Origin of the sequence: Streptomyces aureus, assembly GCF_001418135.1 — a bacterium.
GTDB classification, from domain to species: Bacteria; Actinomycetota; Actinomycetes; order Streptomycetales; family Streptomycetaceae; genus Streptomyces; species Streptomyces aureus_A.
Genome location: NZ_LIPQ01000067.1, coordinates 20998 through 40106 on the forward strand (window position 1 = coordinate 20998; position 19109 = coordinate 40106).

At 73.4% G+C, this 19109-nt stretch carries 18 protein-coding genes; 10 read left to right on the forward strand and 8 right to left on the reverse strand.

The window, feature by feature from the left end; genetic code table 11:
• Positions 1-8 precede the first annotated feature (8 nt).
• On the forward strand, positions 9-971 hold the full coding sequence (locus AOK00_RS07245) for an electron transfer flavoprotein subunit alpha/FixB family protein (RefSeq protein ID WP_055599477.1): 963 nt from the start codon (positions 9-11) through the stop codon (positions 969-971).
• A gap of 171 nt (positions 972-1142) precedes the next feature.
• Positions 1143-2432 (forward strand): DUF6986 family protein, encoded by a 1290-nt coding sequence (locus AOK00_RS07250; RefSeq protein ID WP_055599478.1) that lies wholly within the window; start codon positions 1143-1145, stop codon positions 2430-2432.
• Positions 2433-2583: 151 nt separating this feature from the next.
• Here the strand turns inward: AOK00_RS07250 and AOK00_RS07255 are convergent, their stop codons facing one another.
• Positions 2584-3618: a LacI family DNA-binding transcriptional regulator gene (locus AOK00_RS07255; protein WP_055599479.1), complete on the reverse strand. Its 1035-nt coding sequence runs from the start codon at positions 3616-3618 to the stop codon at positions 2584-2586.
• 216 nt (positions 3619-3834) lie between these two features.
• Between AOK00_RS07255 and AOK00_RS07260 the strand changes: the two genes are divergently transcribed.
• Positions 3835-4782, forward strand: coding sequence for an ROK family protein (locus tag AOK00_RS07260; RefSeq protein ID WP_055599480.1), 948 nt, complete (start codon positions 3835-3837; stop codon positions 4780-4782).
• Between the two features lie 160 nt (positions 4783-4942).
• Here AOK00_RS07260 and AOK00_RS07265 read toward each other — a convergent pair whose 3' ends face one another.
• On the reverse strand, positions 4943-5125 hold the full coding sequence (locus AOK00_RS07265; RefSeq protein WP_055599481.1) for a hypothetical protein: 183 nt from the start codon (positions 5123-5125) through the stop codon (positions 4943-4945).
• Between the two features lie 156 nt (positions 5126-5281).
• Here AOK00_RS07265 and AOK00_RS07270 point away from each other — a divergent pair, with 156 nt between their 5' ends.
• Positions 5282-6316 carry an NUDIX hydrolase gene (locus AOK00_RS07270; protein WP_055599482.1) on the forward strand — a complete coding sequence of 345 codons (1035 nt, stop codon included), beginning with the start codon at positions 5282-5284 and terminating at the stop codon, positions 6314-6316.
• A 204-nt stretch (positions 6317-6520) separates the two neighbouring features.
• Here the strand turns inward: AOK00_RS07270 and AOK00_RS07275 are convergent, their stop codons facing one another.
• Complete coding sequence (locus AOK00_RS07275; RefSeq protein ID WP_437441396.1) at positions 6521-7222, reverse strand: MBL fold metallo-hydrolase; 702 nt, start codon at positions 7220-7222, stop codon at positions 6521-6523.
• Positions 7223-7307: 85 nt separating this feature from the next.
• Positions 7308-8672 carry a dipeptidase gene (locus AOK00_RS07280; protein WP_055599483.1) on the reverse strand — a complete coding sequence of 455 codons (1365 nt, stop codon included), beginning with the start codon at positions 8670-8672 and terminating at the stop codon, positions 7308-7310.
• 165 nt (positions 8673-8837) lie between these two features.
• Between AOK00_RS07280 and AOK00_RS07285 the strand changes: the two genes are divergently transcribed.
• Positions 8838-10481, forward strand: a complete 1644-nt coding sequence (locus AOK00_RS07285; RefSeq protein WP_437441397.1) for a geranylgeranyl reductase family protein — start codon at positions 8838-8840, stop codon at positions 10479-10481.
• Between the two features lie 71 nt (positions 10482-10552).
• Here AOK00_RS07285 and AOK00_RS07290 read toward each other — a convergent pair whose 3' ends face one another.
• Positions 10553-11047 (reverse strand): nitroreductase family deazaflavin-dependent oxidoreductase, encoded by a 495-nt coding sequence (locus AOK00_RS07290; protein WP_055599484.1) that lies wholly within the window; start codon positions 11045-11047, stop codon positions 10553-10555.
• A gap of 175 nt (positions 11048-11222) precedes the next feature.
• Between AOK00_RS07290 and AOK00_RS07295 the strand changes: the two genes are divergently transcribed.
• From AOK00_RS07295 to AOK00_RS07305, 3 genes are all read left to right on the forward strand, one after another.
• On the forward strand, positions 11223-11918 hold the full coding sequence (locus tag AOK00_RS07295; protein ID WP_055599485.1) for a TetR/AcrR family transcriptional regulator: 696 nt from the start codon (positions 11223-11225) through the stop codon (positions 11916-11918).
• Between the two features lie 190 nt (positions 11919-12108).
• Positions 12109-13488 (forward strand): sensor histidine kinase, encoded by a 1380-nt coding sequence (locus AOK00_RS07300; RefSeq protein WP_437441398.1) that lies wholly within the window; start codon positions 12109-12111, stop codon positions 13486-13488.
• Complete coding sequence (locus AOK00_RS07305; RefSeq protein ID WP_055599486.1) at positions 13485-14150, forward strand: response regulator transcription factor; 666 nt, start codon at positions 13485-13487, stop codon at positions 14148-14150. The genes AOK00_RS07300 and AOK00_RS07305 overlap by 4 nt, the downstream gene beginning before the upstream one ends.
• A 111-nt stretch (positions 14151-14261) precedes the next feature.
• Here AOK00_RS07305 and AOK00_RS07310 read toward each other — a convergent pair whose 3' ends face one another.
• Complete coding sequence (locus AOK00_RS07310) at positions 14262-15812, reverse strand: MFS transporter (protein WP_055599487.1); 1551 nt, start codon at positions 15810-15812, stop codon at positions 14262-14264.
• Between the two features lie 87 nt (positions 15813-15899).
• On the opposite strand from AOK00_RS07310, the gene AOK00_RS07315 reads away from it, so the two are divergent.
• Entirely contained in the window at positions 15900-16298 is a 399-nt protein-coding gene (locus AOK00_RS07315) for a MarR family winged helix-turn-helix transcriptional regulator (protein ID WP_055599488.1), read from the forward strand.
• Between the two features lie 12 nt (positions 16299-16310).
• Here AOK00_RS07315 and AOK00_RS07320 read toward each other — a convergent pair whose 3' ends face one another.
• Together AOK00_RS07320 and AOK00_RS07325 are read right to left on the reverse strand one after the other, a co-directional pair.
• Positions 16311-17087: a maleylpyruvate isomerase family mycothiol-dependent enzyme gene (locus tag AOK00_RS07320; protein WP_055599489.1), complete on the reverse strand. Its 777-nt coding sequence runs from the start codon at positions 17085-17087 to the stop codon at positions 16311-16313.
• A 35-nt stretch (positions 17088-17122) separates the two neighbouring features.
• A complete protein-coding gene (locus AOK00_RS07325; RefSeq protein ID WP_055599490.1) occupies positions 17123-18352 on the reverse strand; it encodes an MFS transporter in 1230 nt (409 codons plus the stop codon).
• 284 nt (positions 18353-18636) lie between these two features.
• Here AOK00_RS07325 and AOK00_RS07330 point away from each other — a divergent pair, with 284 nt between their 5' ends.
• A complete protein-coding gene (locus tag AOK00_RS07330) occupies positions 18637-18870 on the forward strand; it encodes a hypothetical protein (RefSeq protein ID WP_055599491.1) in 234 nt (77 codons plus the stop codon).
• Positions 18871-19109 lie beyond the last annotated feature (239 nt).

A 19109-nucleotide genomic window follows, 5' to 3' on the forward strand; every position in this document is an offset into this window, starting at 1 on the left:
GAAGTCCCATGGCTGAGATTCTCGTCTACGTCGACCACGTCGACGGAGCCGTCCGCAAGCCCACCCTGGAGCTGCTGACCCTCGCCCGCCGCATCGGCGACCCGGTCGCCGTCGCGCTGGGCAACGGCGCCGCCGACACCGCGGCCGTCCTCGCCGAGCACGGCGCGGTGAAGGTCCTCACGGCCGACGCCCCCGAGTTCACCGAGTACCTGGTCGTCCCGAAGGTCGACGCGCTCCAGGCCGCCTACGAGGCCGTCTCGCCGGCCGCCGTGCTCGTCCCCTCCTCCGCCGAGGGCAAGGAGATCGCGGCCCGTCTCGCGGTCCGCATCGGCTCCGGCATCATCACGGACGCCGTGGACCTGGAGGCCGGTGACGAGGGCCCGGTCGCGACGCAGTCCGCGTTCGCCGCCTCCTTCACCACCAAGTCCCGTGTCTCCAAGGGCACCCCGGTCATCACCGTCAAGCCGAACTCCGCCCCGGTCGAGGCCGCCCCGGCCGCCGGTGCCGTCGAGGCCCTCGCGGTCTCCTTCGGCGCGCTGGCCACCGGCACCAAGGTGACCGCCCGCACCCCGCGCGAGTCGACCGGCCGCCCGGAGCTCACCGAGGCCGCGATCGTGGTCTCCGGTGGCCGTGGCGTGAACGGTGCCGAGAACTTCGGCATCATCGAGGCGCTCGCCGACTCGCTCGGTGCCGCCGTCGGCGCCTCGCGTGCCGCCGTCGACGCCGGCTGGTACCCGCACTCCAACCAGGTCGGCCAGACCGGCAAGTCGGTCTCGCCGCAGCTGTACATCGCCTCGGGCATCTCCGGCGCGATCCAGCACCGCGCGGGCATGCAGACCTCGAAGACGATCGTCGCGATCAACAAGGACGCCGAGGCGCCGATCTTCGACCTGGTCGACTACGGCGTCGTGGGCGACCTCTTCGATGTCGTCCCGCAGCTGACCGAAGAGGTCAAGTCCCGCAAGGGCTGATCTCGCAGCGCGGGCGTGACCTGCGCTTCTGTACGGTCCGGGGGCCGCGTGGTGATGATCACCGCGCGGCCCCCGGCCGTTTCGGACAACCATTGACTCAGGTCCCGACGGACTACTAACTTCGCCATACGGATTGTTGATTCCGTGAAGCGGAAAATAGGAGGATGTGGGATGGGTCAGCAGGAGAAGGTGTCGACGAGCCTCGCGGGCGCGGTCAGCGAGGGCATCAGCGCCTCCCTCGCAGCGGTGGACGCCGAGCTGGACCGCCGCTACCCGGGAGACCCCGGCACCCGCCAGCCCGTCCACACCGTCTACGTCCCCGGCAACGCCTTCGGGGCCGGCACCATCCGCTCCTGGGGCGACCAGGCCCTCGCCGCCCTCGACGAGCACGCCCCCGACGCCGCCTCCTTCGCCGCCGTACTCGGCCTCACCGACGACCTCGCCGAGGATGTCCACGGCCGCGTACGCGCGAAGCTGGAGCGCGAGCCGATCGAGGACCTGCGGGTCGACTTCGAGGACGGCTACGCCGGCGTCGACGAGGACCAGGACGCCGCCCGCGCCGCCCGGCTGATCTCGGAGGCGTACCGGAACGGTACGGCCGCCCCGTACATGGGCATCCGGATGAAGTGCATGGAGTCCGCGGTACGCGACCGGGGCATCCGCACCACCGACGTCTTCCTCACCGGCCTGCTGGAGAACGGCGGCCTGCCCGACGGGCTCGTCCTCACCCTCCCCAAGGTCACCTACCCCGAGCAGGTCTCCGCCTTCGTCCGCCTCCTGGAGGCCTTCGAGAAGGCCCACGGCCTCGACGCCGGCCGCCTCGGCTTCGAGATCCAGATCGAGACCAGCCAGTCCATCCTCGCCGCCGACGGCACCGCCGCCGTCGCCCGCATGATCGGCGCAGCCGAGGGCCGCGCCACCGGACTGCACTACGGCACCTTCGACTACAGCGCCTGCCTCGGCGTCTCCGCCGCCTACCAGGCCAGCGACCACCCGGCCGCCGACCACGCCAAGGCGATCATGCAGGTCGCCGCGGCGGGCACGGGCGTACGGGTCTCCGACGGCTCCACCAACGTCCTCCCGGTCGGCTCCACCGAGCACGTCCACGAGGCCTGGCGCCTCCACTACGGCCTCACCCGCCGTGCGCTCGCCCGCGCGTACTACCAGGGCTGGGACATGCACCCGGGCCACATCCCCACCCGGTACGCCGCCGTCTTCGCCTTCTACCGCGAGGGCTTCGAGGCCGCCGCCAAGCGCCTCTCCGCGTACGCCAACCACGCGGGCGGCGACGTGATGGACGAGCCGGCGACCGCCAAGGCACTCAGCTCCTACCTGCTGCGCGGCATCGACTGCGGCGCCCTCGACACCGCCGAGGTCGACGCGCTCACGGGCATGGACCGCGCGGCCCTCGACCGCTTCGCGGCCCCGCGACGCGGCGACCTGACGGCCTCCGCCGAGTAGCGGGAGAAGAGGCGGACGGGTCCGCCGCCCATGCGGCGGCCCCGACGGCCGCCGCCGCGCGGGCGGCTCCCGCCTCGGCATCTCTCGCCGCGCGGACGGCTCCTGCCCCGGCAGCCGCCGCCGTCGGGGTTACTGCCCCGGCATCCGTCGCTCAGCCGGCCGACGGCGGGATCTCGCCCGAACCGCGCGCGAGCAGCGTGGTGCCCAGCACCACCCGCTCCGGCACGTCGTCGACCCCGTCGAGACGCCGGAAGAGACGCTCCGCCGCCGTCCGTCCGAGCGCGGCCGCGTCCTGGGCGATGACCGTGATGCCGAGCAGATCGGCCAGTTCCATGTCGTCGAAGCCGACCAGGGCCACCGGCCGAGGGCGCTCCGCGAGGGCGCGGACCACCGTGACCATCACCCGGTTGTTCCCCGCGAACAGCGCCGTCACGGGCTCCGCCGCGTCCAGCATCTCCCGTACGGCCGTCCTCACCCGCTCCGGCTCCGTGGAGCCCGGCGAGACCCAGGCGTCGTCGACCGGCAGGCCCGCGTCCTCCATCGCCGCGCGGTAGCCGCGCAGCCGCTCGGACGCGGTGTGGATACGGGGCCGGTCGCCGATGAAGCCGATCCGGCGGTGTCCGTGGGCGATCAGATGGGCCACGCCGTCACGCGCCCCGCCGAAGCTGTCGGACAGCACGGCGTCGGCGTCGATCAGCCCCGCGGGGCGGTCGACGAAGACGGTGGCGACGCCCGCCCTGATCTCCGGCTCCAGATACCGGTGATCGTCACCTGCGGGGATGACGATCAGGCCGTCGACCCGGCGCGCGCACAGGGCCAGCGCAAGTTCCTGCTCCCGGGCCGGGTCCTCGGCACTGGAACCGTTGATGAGCAGCGCGCCGTGCGCCCGCGCGACCTCCTCGACCGCCCGGCTGAGCGGTCCGTAGAACGGGTCGGCGAGATCCTCGAGTACGAGGCCGACGGTCGCCGTCCTGCCCTTGCGCAGGACCCGCGCGCTGTCGTTGCGGCGGAAGCCGAGGGCCTCGATGGCCTCCTGGACCCGTCGCTCGGTGTCCGGGGTGACCCCGGGCTCGCCGTTCACGACCCGGGACACCGTCTTCAGGCCGACGCCCGCGCGCGCGGCGACGTCCTTCATCGTGGGCCGGTTGCCGTAGCGGTGCTCGGTGCGGCGGGCGATGTCGGCCACGGTGCGCGGTTCCTCCGTCGAAGGTCGGGTTGTCCGGCCGAAGGGTGGTCCGGCCGGTCGTCCAGCGGTGTCCGCTGGTCGTACAGCGGTGTCTGATCGACTCCCTGGCCGAATCATAGAGCCTGGACAACGTTGTCACGGGAGGGGAGACTGTACGGAACGGGACACGATAGACAGCGTTCCGTCCGTCCGTCGCCGACTGGAGACCCCGCGCCCATGCAGACCGATCCCGCCACGGGCCCCATCGACGGACTCGTCGTCGCTCTCGACATCGGGGGCACCAAGATCGCCGGCGCCCTCGTCGACGGCGAGGGGCGCCTCCGCGTCCGCTCCCAGCGGCCCACGCCCGCGCGTGAGGACGGCGAGACGGTGATGGGCGCGGTCGGGGACGTGCTCGCCGAGCTCGCGGACTCGCCCCTGTGGGAGGCCGCCGGGGCCGTCGGCATCGGCAGCGCGGGCCCGGTCGACGCGTACCGGGGGACCGTCAGCCCGGTCAACGTGCCCGGCTGGCGCGACTTCCCGCTCGTCGAACGGGTCCACAAGGCGACGGGCGGACGGCCCGTCACCCTGGTCGGCGACGGCGTCGCCATGACGGCCGCCGAGCACTGGCTCGGCGCCGCCCGCGGTCACGACAACGCTCTCTGCCTCGTGGTCTCCACAGGCGTCGGCGGGGGCCTCGTCCTCGGGGGAAGGGTCCACCCCGGCCCCACCGGCAACGCCGGTCACATCGGCCACATGGTGGTGGACATGGACGGCGAGCCCTGCGCCTGCGGCGGACGCGGCTGCGTCGAACGCATCGCCAGCGGCCCGCACATCGCCCGCCGTGCCCTGGAGAACGGCTGGCGCCCGGGGGCCGACGGCGACGCCTCCGCGGCCGCCGTGGCCGCCGCGGCGCGTGCGGGGGACCCGGTCGCCCTGGCCTCGTTCGAGCGGGCGGCCCAGGCCCTCGCGGCGGGCATCGCCGCGACGGCCACCCTCGTCGAGATCGACATCGCGGTCGTCGGCGGCGGGGTGGCGGGCGCCGGAGAGGTCCTCTTCGCCCCGCTGCGCCGCGCCCTCGGCACGTACGCCACGCTCGACTTCGTCCGGAACCTGACGGTCGTCCCGGCCCTCACGGGCACCGACGCGGGCCTCCTGGGCGCCGCGGCGGCAGCGGTGTCCTGAGGGCCCGCCCGGCCGCCCGACCGGAGGCCCATCGGGCGGTGTCCTGAGGGCCCGCTCGGCCGCCCGACCGGAGGCCCATCGGGCGGTGTCCTGAGGATCCGACCGGCGGCCCGACCCGAGGCCCACCGCTTCGTCCACGACCTGGCCGACCTGCCCCGGCTCAGTCCTCCCGTACCCGCTCCGCCGCCCGTTGTTCGACGATCACCAGGAAGGTGTCGGACTCCAGGTCCATGACGACCCGGGCCGGCACCCCCTCGTCCCTTCGCGCCCCGGCGAACTCCTCCGCCGGCCAGCTGCCCCGCGGGCCGCCGGCCGGAAAACGTTCGAGAACCCTACGACTCATTTCTCCGCACCCCCTCGTGCTTGCCGTTCTCAACGACCCCCGCGCGGAAGTGTCACGCTCATGCCCAAGGGGACGCATATGCCAGGACATGTGTTCGTGGTTTTCGTGGCAGGGTGTTGGGGGCAATCCACAGGGGGCTGTCGAAGAGGGGGAATCGTGATCGTCTGGGTCAACGGTGCGTTCGGCGCGGGGAAGTCCAGCACCGCGCGCGAGCTGGTCGATCTGATCCCGAACAGCACGCTGTACGACCCCGAGGTCACCGGCGGGGGCCTGCGCGGCCTGCTGCCGGCCAAGCGGCTCGCCGAGGTCGAGGACTACCAGGACCTGCCGATCTGGCGGCGCCTGGTGGTCGACACCGCCGCCGCCCTGCTCGCCGAGCTCGGCGGCGTCCTGGTCGTCCCCATGACCCTGCTGCGCCAGGAGTACCGGGACGAGATCTTCGGCGGGCTCGCCGCCCGTCGCATCGACGTCCGCCATGTGCTGCTCGCCCCGGAGGAAACGATCCTGCGGGAGCGGATCGACGGCAGGTCCGAGTACGACGACCCCGACGTCGACGCCCGCGTCCGGGAGTGGTGTCACGGCCATCTCGCGCCGTACCGGGCCGCGCTCGACTGGCTCGCCGCCGACGCGTACGTGGTCGACACCTCGGCGCTCACCGCGGCCGAGGCCGCCCGGTCCGTCGCCGACGCGGTCCGGGCCGGCCACGCCGCCCCCTGCGGCATCGTCCAGACCCCCGAACCGACCGGCGAGACCGTCGCAGCCGGAGTCCTGCTCTTCGACGAGCGGGACCGCTTCCTCCTGGTCGACCCCACCTACAAGCCGGGATGGGAGTTCCCCGGCGGGGTCGTCGAGGCCGGTGAGGCCCCGGCCCGCGCCGGAATGCGCGAGGTGGCCGAGGAGATAGGCCTCGAACTCGCCGCCGTACCCCGCCTCCTGCTCGTCGACTGGGAACGCCCCCGGCCGCCCGGCTACGGCGGACTCCGCCTCCTCTTCGACGGCGGCACGCTCGGCCCCGCCGACACGGAACGCCTCCACCTCCCCGGCGCCGAACTCCGCGACTGGCGCTTCGTCACCGAGGAGGAGGCCGCCGACCTCCTGCCCCCCGTCCGATACCGCCGCCTCCGCTGGGCCCTGCGCGCCCGCGAGCGCGGCACGGTGCTCAACCTGGAGGCCGGGGATCCGGTGGGCTGACGGCGACGACCGCGAGACCCGGTGGGGCGACGGCCACGGTCCGGCGCCCGGCGGTATGCCGACGGCCGCGATCCTGCGCCCCCGTGGTGGGCCGAAGGCCGTGGGTCGTGTGCTTTCCTGGTGAGGCCGACGGCCGTGGCAGTCGCCCCGGTGGCGGGTCGAAGGCCGTGATCGCGCGTCCCCCTGGTGCGCAGACGGCCGCGGTCAGGCCGTCGCCGTCGCGGCCGCCGCGGTCAGTCGCGCCGCCGTGTCCGAGGTCACCGGCGCGCCGTGCCCGCAGCACAGCACCGACGGGCCCAGCTTCGCGAGCAGCCGCATCGAGTCCAGCGCGAGAGCACGGTCGACATGGAACACGCCGAACATCACGTCCGGCACCGACGCCACCGTGTCCCCGGTGAACAGCACACCGTGGCGCGGGAGATGGACGGCGATCGAACCGGGCGTGTGGCCGGGGGAGTGCACCACCACCGCTCCGCCGCCGAAGTCCAGCACCTCGCCGTCCTCGACCTCCCGGTCGACCCGGGTCGGCGGCGCCTCCGGCGAGGTCACGCCGTGCTCGAACAGCGGCACCTCCCAGTCCAGGAGGTGCGGCTCCGGCACCGGTGCCTCGCCCCGGATCACCGGCGCGTCGAGCCCGTGCGCGAGGATCTCGGCCCCGTGCCGGTCCGCCAGCTCCTGTGCCGAGCCCACGTGGTCCCGGTGGCAGTGGGTCAGCACGATCCGGCGCAGCCGGTGCGGGTCCAGGCCGGCGGACCGTATCGCCGCGGCCGTCTCGTCCGCCATGCCGGCCCAGCCGGCGTCGATCAGGGTCAGCCCCTCCTCGTCCTGCCAGAGGTAGGCCTGGCCGATGGAGTAGTCGAGGAGGTGCAGACGCGGGGTGATCCTGGTGAGCTCGATGGATGCCATACGGCGAACCTACGCATCTGCGCAGGTCCGCCGCATGCTTCTACGCTCTCGGCGAGCTTCGCCGAACGCTGAACGCGTCCGCCCGTCAGTTCTGCTTCGAGCGCGCGTAGTTGAGCAGGAAGTGCGCCTCGGCCACGGACAGCCGCTCCAGCTCGTCCGGCGAGACGGACTCGTTGGGGGCGTGGATCTGCGCCTCGGGCTCGCTCAGACCGATCAGCAGGATCTCCGACTCCGGGTACAGCGAGGCCAGCGTGTTGCACAGCGGGATCGAGCCGCCCATGCCCGCCGTCTGCATCTCCTGACCGGGGTACGCGATCCGCATCGCCTCGGCCATCGACGCGTACGCCGGGCTCGACGTGTCCGCCTGGAACGGCTGACCCTGACCGACCTGTTCGAGGGAGACCCGGGCGTTCCACGGCGTGTGCTCCTCGATGTGCGCGAAGAGCAGCTTCGTCACCTCGGCCGAGTCCAGGCCCGGCGGCACCCGCAGGCTCAGCTGTGCGCGGGCCGAGGACGGGATCGACGGGGTCGCCCCGGCCACCGGGTGGCAGTCGATGCCGATGACGGTGACGGCGGGACGCGCCCAGATCCGGTCGGCGACCGTACCGGCACCCGGCAGGGCCACGCCGGTGAGGACCTTGGCGTCCTGGCGGAAGTCCTCCTCCGGGTACTGCAGCCCCTCCCACACCTGGTCGCCCGGCAGCCCGTCGATGACGGTCGAACCGTCCGGGCCGCGCAGCGAGTCCAGTACGCGGATCAGCGCGGCCAGCGCGTCCGGCGCGGCGCCGCCGAACTGGCCGGAGTGCAGATTGCCCTCCAGGGTGTCGATCCCCACCCGGATCATCGTCATGCCGCGCAGGGTCGCGGTCACCGTCGGCAGGCCCACCCGGAAGTTGCCCGCGTCGCCGATCACGATGGCGTCGGCGGTCAGCAGCTCGGGGTGCTGCTCGGCGTACCGCTCCAGACCGCCGGTGCCCTGCTCCTCCGAACCCTCGACGATCACCTTGACCGTCACGGGAACGCCGCCGTTCGCCTTGAGGGCGCGCAGCGCGAGCAGGTGCAGGATGAAGCCGCCCTTGCAGTCGGCCGTGCCACGCCCGTACCAGCGACCGTTCCGCTCCGTCAGCTCGAACGGCGGGGAGAGCCAGGCGGACTCGTCCAGCTTCGGCTGCACGTCGTAGTGCGCGTACAGAAGAACGGTCGGCGCGCCGGCCGGGCCGGGCAGGATGCCGTACACGGCCTGCGAGCCGTCCGGGGTGTCGAGCAGCGCCACGTCCTGGAAGTCCTCGGCGCGCAGCGCGTCCGCGACCCAGTTCGCGGCGCCCTCGCACTCGCTCCGGGGCGCCACGGCCTCGTCCGCCACCGACTCGAAGGCCACCAGCTCCGTGAGCTCGGCCTTGGCACGGGGCATCAGGGACCGGACGGTCTCGGCGATCGGATTCGAGGTCATGGGCACGCTCCTGATGGGTGCGACGTTTACGACGTGAGGACGGCGTTCGGCGTATGTCGTGGTACGGCGAACGCACCGCCGATCCTACGGCGCGGGCCTCTGGCTACCGCGCCGTAGGATGCGTCAGGAGCAGACCACCGGTCGGATCAGGAGCAGAAGCACATCGTGAGCAGCGAGCAAGCGGAGAACGCCGGTCCGGAGAGCACCGCGCCCGGAGGCGCGGCTCCTGAGGGCATCACGGGCGGGGTGTCGGACGCGGTGTCGGACGATGTCACGGACGAGGCGCCGGACCAGGTCACGGACGCCGAGGCGTCCCACGAACCGCACGACGGAGCGCCCGCGGAGGAGGCCTCGGACGTCGTGGACGCCGACGCCGTGACCGCCCAGGACGTCGACGCCGTGACCGCCCTGGACGTCGTGGACGGTGAGGACACCGAGGTCTGGGACGTCGTGGTCGTCGGCGCGGGGCCCGGCGGCGCGTCCGCGGCCTACGCGGCCGCGGTGGCCGGCCGACGGGTGCTCCTCCTGGAGAAGTCCGAGCTGCCCCGGTACAAGACCTGCGGCGGCGGCATCATCGGCCCCTCCCGCGACTGTCTGCCGCCCGGCTTCGAACTGCCCCTCCAGGACCGGGTGCACGCCGTCACCTTCTCCCTGGACGGCCGCTTCGCCCGTACCCGCCGCTCGCGGAAGATGCTCTTCGGGCTCATCAACCGCCCGGAGTTCGACGCCCAGCTCGTCGAGCACGCCCAGAAGGCCGGCGCCGAGCTGCGGACCGGCGTCACGGTGACCCGCGTGGAGCAGCACGGCCCGGCGGTCCCGGACCGGCGGACCGTCGCCGTGGTCCTCGCCGACGGCGAGACCGTGCTCGCGCGCGCGGTCGTCGGGGCCGACGGCAGTGCCAGCCGGATAGGTGCGCACGTCGGGGTGAAGCTCGGTCAGGTCGACCTGGGCCTGGAGGCGGAGATTCCCGTACCGCCGTCCGTGGCGGAGGACTGGAAGGGCCGCGTCCTCATCGACTGGGGCCCGATGCCCGGTAGTTACGGGTGGGTCTTCCCCAAGGGCGACACCCTGACGGTCGGCGTCATCTCGGCGCGCGGCGAGGGCGCCGCCACCAAGCGGTACATGGAGGACTTCGTCGCCCGGCTCGGCCTGTCCGGTTTCGAGCCCACGATCTCCTCCGGCCATCTGACGCGCTGCCGCACCGACGACTCGCCGCTCTCCCGCGGCCGGGTCCTCGTCTGCGGCGACGCGGCGGGGCTCCTGGAGCCGTGGACGCGTGAGGGCATCTCGTACGCGCTCCGCTCGGGCCGGCTCGCCGGCGAGTGGGCGGTACGGGTCGCCGAGGCCAACGACGCGGTCGACGCCCGGCGTCAGGCCCTGAACTACGCCTTCGCCATCAAGGCCGGGCTGGGCGTCGAGATGGCCGTCGGGCGGCGCATGCTCGCCGTCTTCGAGCGGCGGCCGGGGCTCCTGCACGCGACGCTGACGGGGCTGCGCCCCGCCTGGAACGCGTTCGCCGACATCACCCGGGGTTCGACGACGCTCGGCGGCATGGTCCGCTCGAACGGGATGGCCCGGCGGGCCCTGGAGATCCTCGACAAGCGCATGGACACCTCGTCGGGTGTCGGCCCGGCGGGCCGGGGCGTCGGCAAGGGCGAGCGGTCGGCACCCGAGGCCTACGCGGACGCGGAGGCGAAGGGCGAGGCGCGGTCCGAGGCGCAGGCCGGGGTGCGGTCCGAGGTCCAGGAAGGCTCGAAGGCCGACGCTTCCGCGAAGCCGGAGACTCCCGAGGCCCCCGAAGTGGTCTGACGCCCCGGAGGGGCGTACCTGGCGTACTCAGAAGTGAGTGAAGCGGACGGGCTCCGCCGCTCCGGCCGGTTTCACGCGGCCGGAGTGGTGGGGCCCGTCGGCGTGACGCGGAAGACGGGGTGCTTCGGCGCGACGGCGCGCAGCTCCTCGTCGGTGGAGTCGGGGCCGACGCCGCCGAAGAAGACGCCGACCTCGGCCTTCCAGCGCTTGAGGTAGGCACGCAGCAGCGCGGGCTTGTCGTCGTCGGCGACCTCGACGGCGGTGAAGTCCTGCACGTGCTTGCCGAGGATCAGCCGGCCGCCGCCGGCGGCCCGCATGTTGTGGGTCCACTGGACGTGGCCGCGGGGGGCCACGAGGTACCGGACTCCGTCCACTGTCAGGAGGTTGACGGGGGTACGGCGCCACTCGCCGCTCTTGCGTCCGCGGACGGCGAGCACGCGGGAGCCCCAGACGCTGAAGCCGCGGCGGGTCGCCCAGGCGACGGCGCGGTTGAGGACGTTCACGGTGAACCAGCCGGGCTTCATGACGTGGGCGGCGGGCTCGGAGCCGGTGGGCCGTGCGGACATGGGTTCCTCCTGCGGGACGAAGCGGTGCCGAATGACGGCGGTGCCGGGCGGTGAGACCGGGAGCAAACTGTGAGCACTGCTCTCGCTTGCTTCGAGTCTGCAGGAATCGCCGCTCACAATCAAGAGCAGTGCTCTCATTTCATATCGGCGCTCTGAAAATGGCACACTGCTCTCCATGACGACCGTTCGAGGAGCCCGCGCCCGCGCCCGTATCGAGATCACCGCCGCCATCAAGGACGAGGCCCGCACCCAGCTCGCCGCCGAGGGCGCCGCCAAGCTGTCCCTGCGGGCCGTCGCCCGTGAGCTGGGCATGGTCTCCTCCGCGCTCTACCGCTACTTCCCGAGCCGCGACGACCTCCTCACCGCGCTGATCGTCGACGCGTACGACGCGATCGGCGCCGCAGCGGAGAAGGCCGCGTCCGAGACGGCGGGGCAGCGCCCCCTGGACCGATGGACCGCCGTCTGCCGGGCCGTCCGCGCCTGGGCCGTCGCCCACCCGCACGAGTACGCCCTGATCTACGGTTCCCCCGTCCCCGGCTACAGCGCGCCCCAGGACACGATCGTCCCCGCCTCCCGCGTCGGCCTCGTCCTCATCGAGACCGCCCGCGGCGCGCACACCGGCGAGGGTGTCGCCCTGCCCCCGCTCCCGGAAGGACTCCGTCCCGAGGCCGCCCGGCTGGCCGCCGACATCGCCCCGGACCTCCCTCCGGCCCTCGCGGTCACGCTCGTGGCCGCCTGGTCGCAGCTCTTCGGACTGATCTCCTTCGAGGTGTTCGGCCACTTCCACAACATCGTCGAGGACCGCGAGGCGTTCTTCGCTGCGGCGGCCCGCCGACTCGGCCAGGACGTGGGCCTGCTGCCGCGCGGCTGAGACGGCGCGCCACGCGCCGGGAAGCCCGCCTTCATGCGCGCGGCGAGGCTCGCGGGGCTCCCGGGAGGACGACGTGCCGACCCGCGGCGGCACCCGTACGGACGGGACGCCGTCTACTCCCCCGGGAGTACGGGTGACCACCCCGTCGGGCTGACGTTTCCCCGGGTCCCGCACGGCTAGCGTGGCTGACATGGATCAGGAGCGGAGGGGCGGGCGCGGACAGGGACACGGGCGTGACGACGCGAGTCCGGCGCGCGAGCCGGGGGAGCGGCGGACGCGCGAGCGCCGGTTGCCCGACCACCGGCCTCGTGAGCGCCGGTCGCATGACCACCGGTCGGGTGAGCGCCGGGCGCACGAGCATCCGGGCGGGCCGGCCGGCCGCGACTGGGGCCGGTGGCAGCGCGGGGACGGCGGCAACGGCACGCCCTGGCGGTCCACGCTCCTGATCGCCGTGGTCGTCATGGCGGGGACCGGGTTCGCCGCGAGGAACCAGCCCGACCGGGAGGCGCTCGACGCGCTCGGGCGTGCCCTGCTGCTCCTCGGGGCGGCGCCCCTGCTGTTCCGCCACCGGTGGCCGGTGCCGGTGGTGTTCGGCGTCGCGGCCGTCACCCTCGGGTACCTCCTTGCGGGTTATCCGTACGGCCCGGTGTTCGTCATGGTCGCCGTCGCCTGTTTCGCGGCCGTCGTGCACGGGCACCGGACCGCCGCGGCCTGGGCCCTCGGCCTGCTCTGGGCGGGTCATCTGCTGCTCTCGCACTGGCTCTACCGCTGGCTGCCCCCGGCGGGCGACGGGCCCGCTCCCTGGGGGCAGGAGCTGCCCGCGGCCGCGTTCGCCGTCGCCGTACTGGCCGCCTCCGAGACGGTTCGCGTACGGCGTGAGCAGCGGGCGCAACTACGGGCCGACCGGGCCGCCGCCGAGGAGCGGCGCGCCGACGAGGAACGGCTCCGTATCGCCCGGGAACTCCACGACGTGCTCGCCCACTCGATCTCCGTGATCAACGTGCAGGCCGGGGTCGGCCTCGCCCTCCTGGACTCCGACCCCGAGCAGGCCCGCACCGCGCTGACCACCATCAAGGCGGCCAGCAAGGAGGCGCTCGGCGAGGTGCGCCAGGTCCTCGACACCCTCCGCACCCGCGGCGACGCGCCCCGGGCGCCCGCCCCCGGACTCGACCGGCTCCCCGAACTCGTCGAACAGGCCGGCGCCGCCGGCCTCACCGTCACCGTCGGGACGACGGGACCGCGCACCGACCTGCCGCCCGGCGCCGATCTCGCCGCCTTCCGGATCGTGCAGGAGGCGCTCACCAACGTGGTGCGCCACTCCGGTTCGCGTGCGGCCCGGGTACGGATCGGGTACGGCTCCGGGCACCTGGACCTGACGGTCGACGACGAAGGACCGGCCACCGGCACCGAGGCGGGTGGCAGCGGCAACGGTCTCGCCGGCATGCGGGAGCGGGCCGCCGCCCTCGGTGGCACCATCGAGGCGGGCGCACTCCCGGACGGCGGCTTCCGCGTCCACGCCGTACTCCCGTTCCACCAGGAAGAGCCCCCGTCACCGCAGGAGACCCCGTGATCCGAGTGCTGCTCGCCGACGACCAGTCGCTGGTCCGGGCGGGGTTCCGCGCGCTGCTCGACGCCCAGCCCGACATCGAGGTCGCGGGGGAGGCCGCCGACGGCGACGAGGCCGTGGAGCGGGTGCGCGCCCTGCGCCCCGACGTCGTCCTCATGGACATCCGGATGCCGCGGCTCGACGGCCTGGAGGCCACCCGCCACATCACGGACGACCCGGACCTCGCCGAGGTCAGGGTCGTCATGCTGACCACCTTCGAGCTCGACGAGTACGTCTTCGAGGCGATCCGCGCGGGCGCCTCCGGTTTCCTGGTCAAGGACACCGAGCCGGAGGAACTGCTGCGGGCCGTACGGGCCGTCGTCCACGGGGACGCACTGCTCTCCCCGGGCGTGACCCGCCGTCTGATCGAGGAGTTCGCGGCCCGCTCCAAGGCCCCGGGGGCGACGGAGTCCCTCGGGGCCCTGACCGAGCGGGAACGGGAGGTGATGGCCCTGGTGGGCGTCGGCCTGTCGAACGAGGAGATCGCCCGCCGACTGGTCGTCAGCCCTCTCACCGCCAAGACCCATGTAAGCCGCGCCATGGTGAAACTCGGTGCCCGTGACCGGGCCCAACTCGTGGTCCTGGCCTACGAGTCGGGACTCGTCCGCCCCGGCTGGCTCGGCTGAGGGGAGTCGGGCCCACGGCCGCCCGGACGGCCGGTCGCCCAGACGGCCGGTCGCCCGGACGGCCGGGCCTGCGCGGGCGGATCTCGCCGGAGCGAGATCCGGAAGGCACCCCTAGTCGTGGACCGCGACCTTCGCCGGGGCGTTCTCGGTGGCCGTACCGCTGCCGGCGGCCGTGGCGCCCGCCCCCGACGGGGTGGAGCGGGCGACGACGACCGACGGTTCGCCGTCCTGCTTCCGCCTCGTCCGGAGGCCCGGCAGCGTGATGAGCAGCCCGGCCAGGGCGATGGCCGTGACCACGGCCAGTCCCGGACGGAAGTCGTCCAGGACCGCCTGCGGCGAGGCGGTGCCCTCGCCGCCGTCCGCCGTGATCACGGCGGTGACGACGGCGAGGAACAGCGCGCCGCCCACCTGGATCGAGGTGTTGAGCAGCCCCGACACCATGCCCTGCTCGTCGTCGTCGACCCCGTTGGTGGCCTGGATGTTGAGCGAGGGGAAGACCAGCGCGCAGGCCGCGCCGAGCAGCAGCATCGACGGCAGGATGACGGCGGCGTACTGCGGGGTGAGGGAGACGCGCAGGAACAGCGCGTACGCGACGACGAGCAGTGTGAAGCCGACGGCGATCACCCGCGGGGTGCCGAAGCGGTCCACGATGCCGCCGATCCTGGTGGAGGAGAGCGCCACGAGCACACCGGCCGGCAGGAAGGCGAGGGCGGTCTGGAGCGCCGACCAGTGGAGCAGTGACTGCATGTACTGGGTCACGATGAACTGGAAGGCGACGTACGAGCCGAAGAACGCCGCCGCGCCGAGCTGGGCCCGTACCTGCGAGCCGGAGCGCAGCACTCCGAGCCGTACGAGGGGACTCGCGCTGCGGCGTTCGATCAGGACGAAGGAGACGAGCAGGGCGGCGGCCACGACGAAGGACAGCAGGGTGCGCACGGAGGTCCAGCCGGTCTCGGGGGCCTGGACGACAGTGAAGACGAGCAGCAGCATCGCGGCCGTGCCGGTGACGGCGCCCGGCAGGTCGTAGCCGCCGGAGGAGTTATCCCGGGCGCTGTGCGGGATGAGCCGGAGCGCGAACACCAGGGCGACGAGGGCGATGGGGGCGGGGAGCAGCATCGTCCAGCGCCAGCTCAGCTCGGTGAGGAGCCCGGACAGGACCAGGCCCATCGAGAAGCCGGTGGCGGCGCAGGTGGTGTAGATGGACAGGGCCCGGTTGCGCTGCGGGCCCTCCTTGAAGGTCGTGGTGATGATCGACAGGCCGGCGGGGGCGGTGAAAGCGGCACTCAGCCCCTTGATGAAGCGGCTGGCGATCAGGAGGGGCCCGGAGTCGACGAGCCCGCCGAGCAGGGAGGCGAGCGCGAACACGGCCAGTGCGATGAGGAAGACCCGGCGGCGGCCGAGCAGATCGGCGGCGCGGCCGCCGAGGAGGAGCAGGCCGCCGTAGCCGAGGATGTAGCCGCTCACGATCCACTGGAGGGTGGCGGTGGAGAGGCCGAGATCGGTGGCGATCGAGGGCAGGGCCACACCGACCATGGAGACGTCGAGGGCGTCGAGGAACATCGCGGCGCAGAGCACGAGCAGGGTGCCCCAGAGGCGCGGACTCCAGCGTTCCTGTGCGGAGTCGGACGCACCGGTGGGTGCGTCGGTGAGCGGAGAGGTCATGGGCAGGACAGTACATGCACGTGCATTGAATGCAAGCGCATTTAATTCCCATGCAACAAAAGGGGTCGCTTCTGCTAACGTGCGGCCATGGCAGCGAACAAGTCCGAACGCGCGCTCGTGGACGAGTGGCGTGACGTCCTCGCCCTGCACGCCCGTACGACCTGTGAGCTCGACCGGGCGCTCCATCCCTACGGCCTCGGCGCCAGCGACTTCGAGGTCCTCGACGTGCTCGCGGAGGGTGCGACGGAGGACGGCCCGGCCTCCTGGCGCGTCCAGGAGCTGGCCGGCCGGGTCCACCTCAGCCAGAGCGCCCTGTCCCGGCTGATCGCACGTCTGGAGAAGGACGGCCTGGTCGTGCGGGGGATGTGTGCCGAGGACCGGCGCGGCGTCCAGGTGAAGCTGACCGGGAAGGGCCTTGCCCGCCATGCCGAGGTCCGGCCCCTCCAGCGCGACGTACTGACCCGGATGCTGGACGGGACGGTCTGAGCGGTCCCGGGTTCAGGACCAGGTGACCCCGGAGGTCTCGCGCCACACCCGTGCGAGCTCCGCGTCGCCGGTGAGCGTCACGGTGTCGACGGGCAGCCGGTTCCACAGGACGAGGTACAGCTGGTCGGCGGCGCCGGCGAGCTCGGTGTCCACCGGCCCCGGCGCCCCACCGTCCCGCTCGGTCCGGGGCGGCTCGGCCGCCGAAAGCCGCACGGTCCACACGTCACCCGTGTCGGTGGCCCGCACCCGCAGGGTCCGGGGTCCGGCCGTCCGCACCCGGCTGCGGTTCCGGCCGTGGAACCCGAACAGCAGCTCGTCGATGCCGTCGACCGCGAGCGACGGCTCCACCCGCCGCGGCCCCGCCGCGAGCGCCGACTCGGCGTCCGCGCGGTGGACGGTGGTCTCGTGCGCCTGCCGTCGCGCCCAGAAGGCGAGCGGCGAGGGCGCGGGCAGGAAGGTCCAGCACTCGAGGGACTCCGGCGCCGCCCGCAGGGCGGCGACCAGACCCGCCTGCCCCTCCCGGAAGTGGGCCAGGAGCTCGTCGCCGTCGAGCGGGGTCTCGCCACCGTCCGGCTGGTACGCGGTGCGCGCGTGGACGACGAGATCCGTGGCCCAGCGGTGCACCATCGAGGTGTGCCGGAGGAGGTTCCGGACCCGCCACCCGGGACAGGTCGGCACCTCCGCGTCCGGCCCGGCCTCGGTCGCCGCCACCGCGAGGGCCCGGCCGGCGGTCTCCAGGGCGTCGACGTACTCGACGACCTTGAGCGTTCTCCCGTGCGACACGTCCATGGGTGAATTCTCCCAGCCGCGGGCGTGCCGGGGGCTCAACTCGCCCGGGCCGCTCCGGCGTTCCGTGCCCAGTACCCCATGGCGGCGGCACCGGCCGCGAGCACGGCGACGGTGGTGAGCGCCACCGGCAGGGAGAACCAGTCGGCGAGGAACCCGATGGACGGCGGACCGAGCAGCATGCCCCCGTAACCGAGCGTGGACGCCGTCGCCACCCCGGCGGGACCGGCGACGGCACCGGCGCGGGCCACGGCGACGGGGAAGATGTTGGCGAGCCCGAGACCGGTGATCGCGAAGCCGAGCAGGGTGGCCCAGATGCTCGGCGCGAGCGCGCCGAGCAGCATCCCGGCGGCGGCCGTGGCGCCACCGAGGACCAGGGTCCGGGTCTGACCGAGGCGTTCGAGCAGGGTGGTGCCGGAGAGGCGCCCCGCGGTCATGGTCAGCGCGAACACGGAGTACCCGGCGGCGGCCACCCCCGGGTGCGCGCCGAGGTCCTGCTCCAGGTGGAGGGCGCCCCAGTCGGCGAGTGCGCCTTCGCCGTACGCCGTGCAGAGGGCGATCACGCCGAAGACCAGGACGATGCGCCGCGACCCGCCGGACTGCCCGCGGTGCGCGCCGGCTGCCGGTGCCAGGGATTCGGGCGCCGGGGCGGGGGAGGGGTGACGCAGGAGTACGGGCCCGGCGACCGCGGTGAGCGTCAGACCGACCCCGGTGAGACCCAGCAGATGGGCGGTCGGGGACAGGCCCCCGGCGAGCAGGCCACCGAGCCCGGCGCCGATCATGCCGCCGAGGCTGAACGCGGCGTGGAAGCTGGGCATCACCGGGCGCCGGAGCGCGGTCACGAGGTCCACGGCGGCGCTGTTCATGGCGACGTTGATCCCCCCGTACGCGGCGCCGAACACGAGCAGGACGAGGCCGAGGGCGAGGGGCGACCGGGTGAGCGCCGGCAGGGCGACCGACAGCGACAGGAGTACGGCGGTGGCGACGGTGACGACGTGGGAGCCGTGGCGGCGGCAGAGTCGCCCGGTCAGCGTCATGGTGACGACGGCGCCGGCGGACACCCCGAGAAGGGCGAGGCCGAGGTCACCGGCCGAGGCGCCGGTCTGCTGCTTGACGGCGGGGATCCGGACGACCCAGCCGGCGAACAGGAAACCGTCGAGAGCGAAGAAGAGGGTCAGGGCGACGCGGAGGCGGGACAGGGAGTGGGTGGCGGTGTCTCCGCCGGAGCCCCCCGGAACGGCCGTCCGTACTTTGTTTAGTAGCGGCACAAACTCAGGATAGGGGGATCCTCCGGTCGCAATCAAGCGAGCGGCGGGCGGTCCCGAAGCGGACGCCCACTGCCGTGCAGGCTGTCCGGGTGACAAAGGCCAGGTCATCGCAGTGAGGGCGCTCCCCAACGGGTGGCTGGAGAGCATCGTTTCTGCGCCCGTGTGACCCCGGGGTCGGACTGCCCTGCATTGGAGTGAGACGCCGTGTCTCGCCCGTTTCCGGGGCGTTTGACCGGCAGACGAGCACCTTCTGGCCCGTCATTCCGAGATCTTGAGGAGTAGTCATGCGTTCTCTCGCCGCGTCTGTCCTGGCCGTGGGCATCCTGCTGGGCGGCGCCGGTTCCGCGCTCGCCGACGACGGATTCGGGGCCGGGTACTTCTCCGCCGGCGGCGCGGGCTTCAGCTCGCACTGCTCGGTGGCCGGCGTCCCGGCCGTCTACGGAACGATCTTCACCGGCTCGTGTCACGAGAAGGGCTGGGAGAAGGGCCCGGAGGGCGCCTTCCTCGGCGCGCACTGACCTGACGCACCGGCTCGGGCGAGGACGCAGCCCTCGCCCGAGCCCGGCGCCGCACGGGAGTGCGGGACGCGCGGGGACCGTGTCCGGGACGCAAGGCGTGATGTGTGGCGCGTGCGAGTGAGGTGTGGCGCGTGAGGTGTGGGGCGTGGCGGGTGGCGCGTGGGAAGAAGCCGCACTGCTCAACGCCCGGCACGCGCCGTACGTCACGCGATCCCGATCACGGTCCCGGAGCGTCCCCC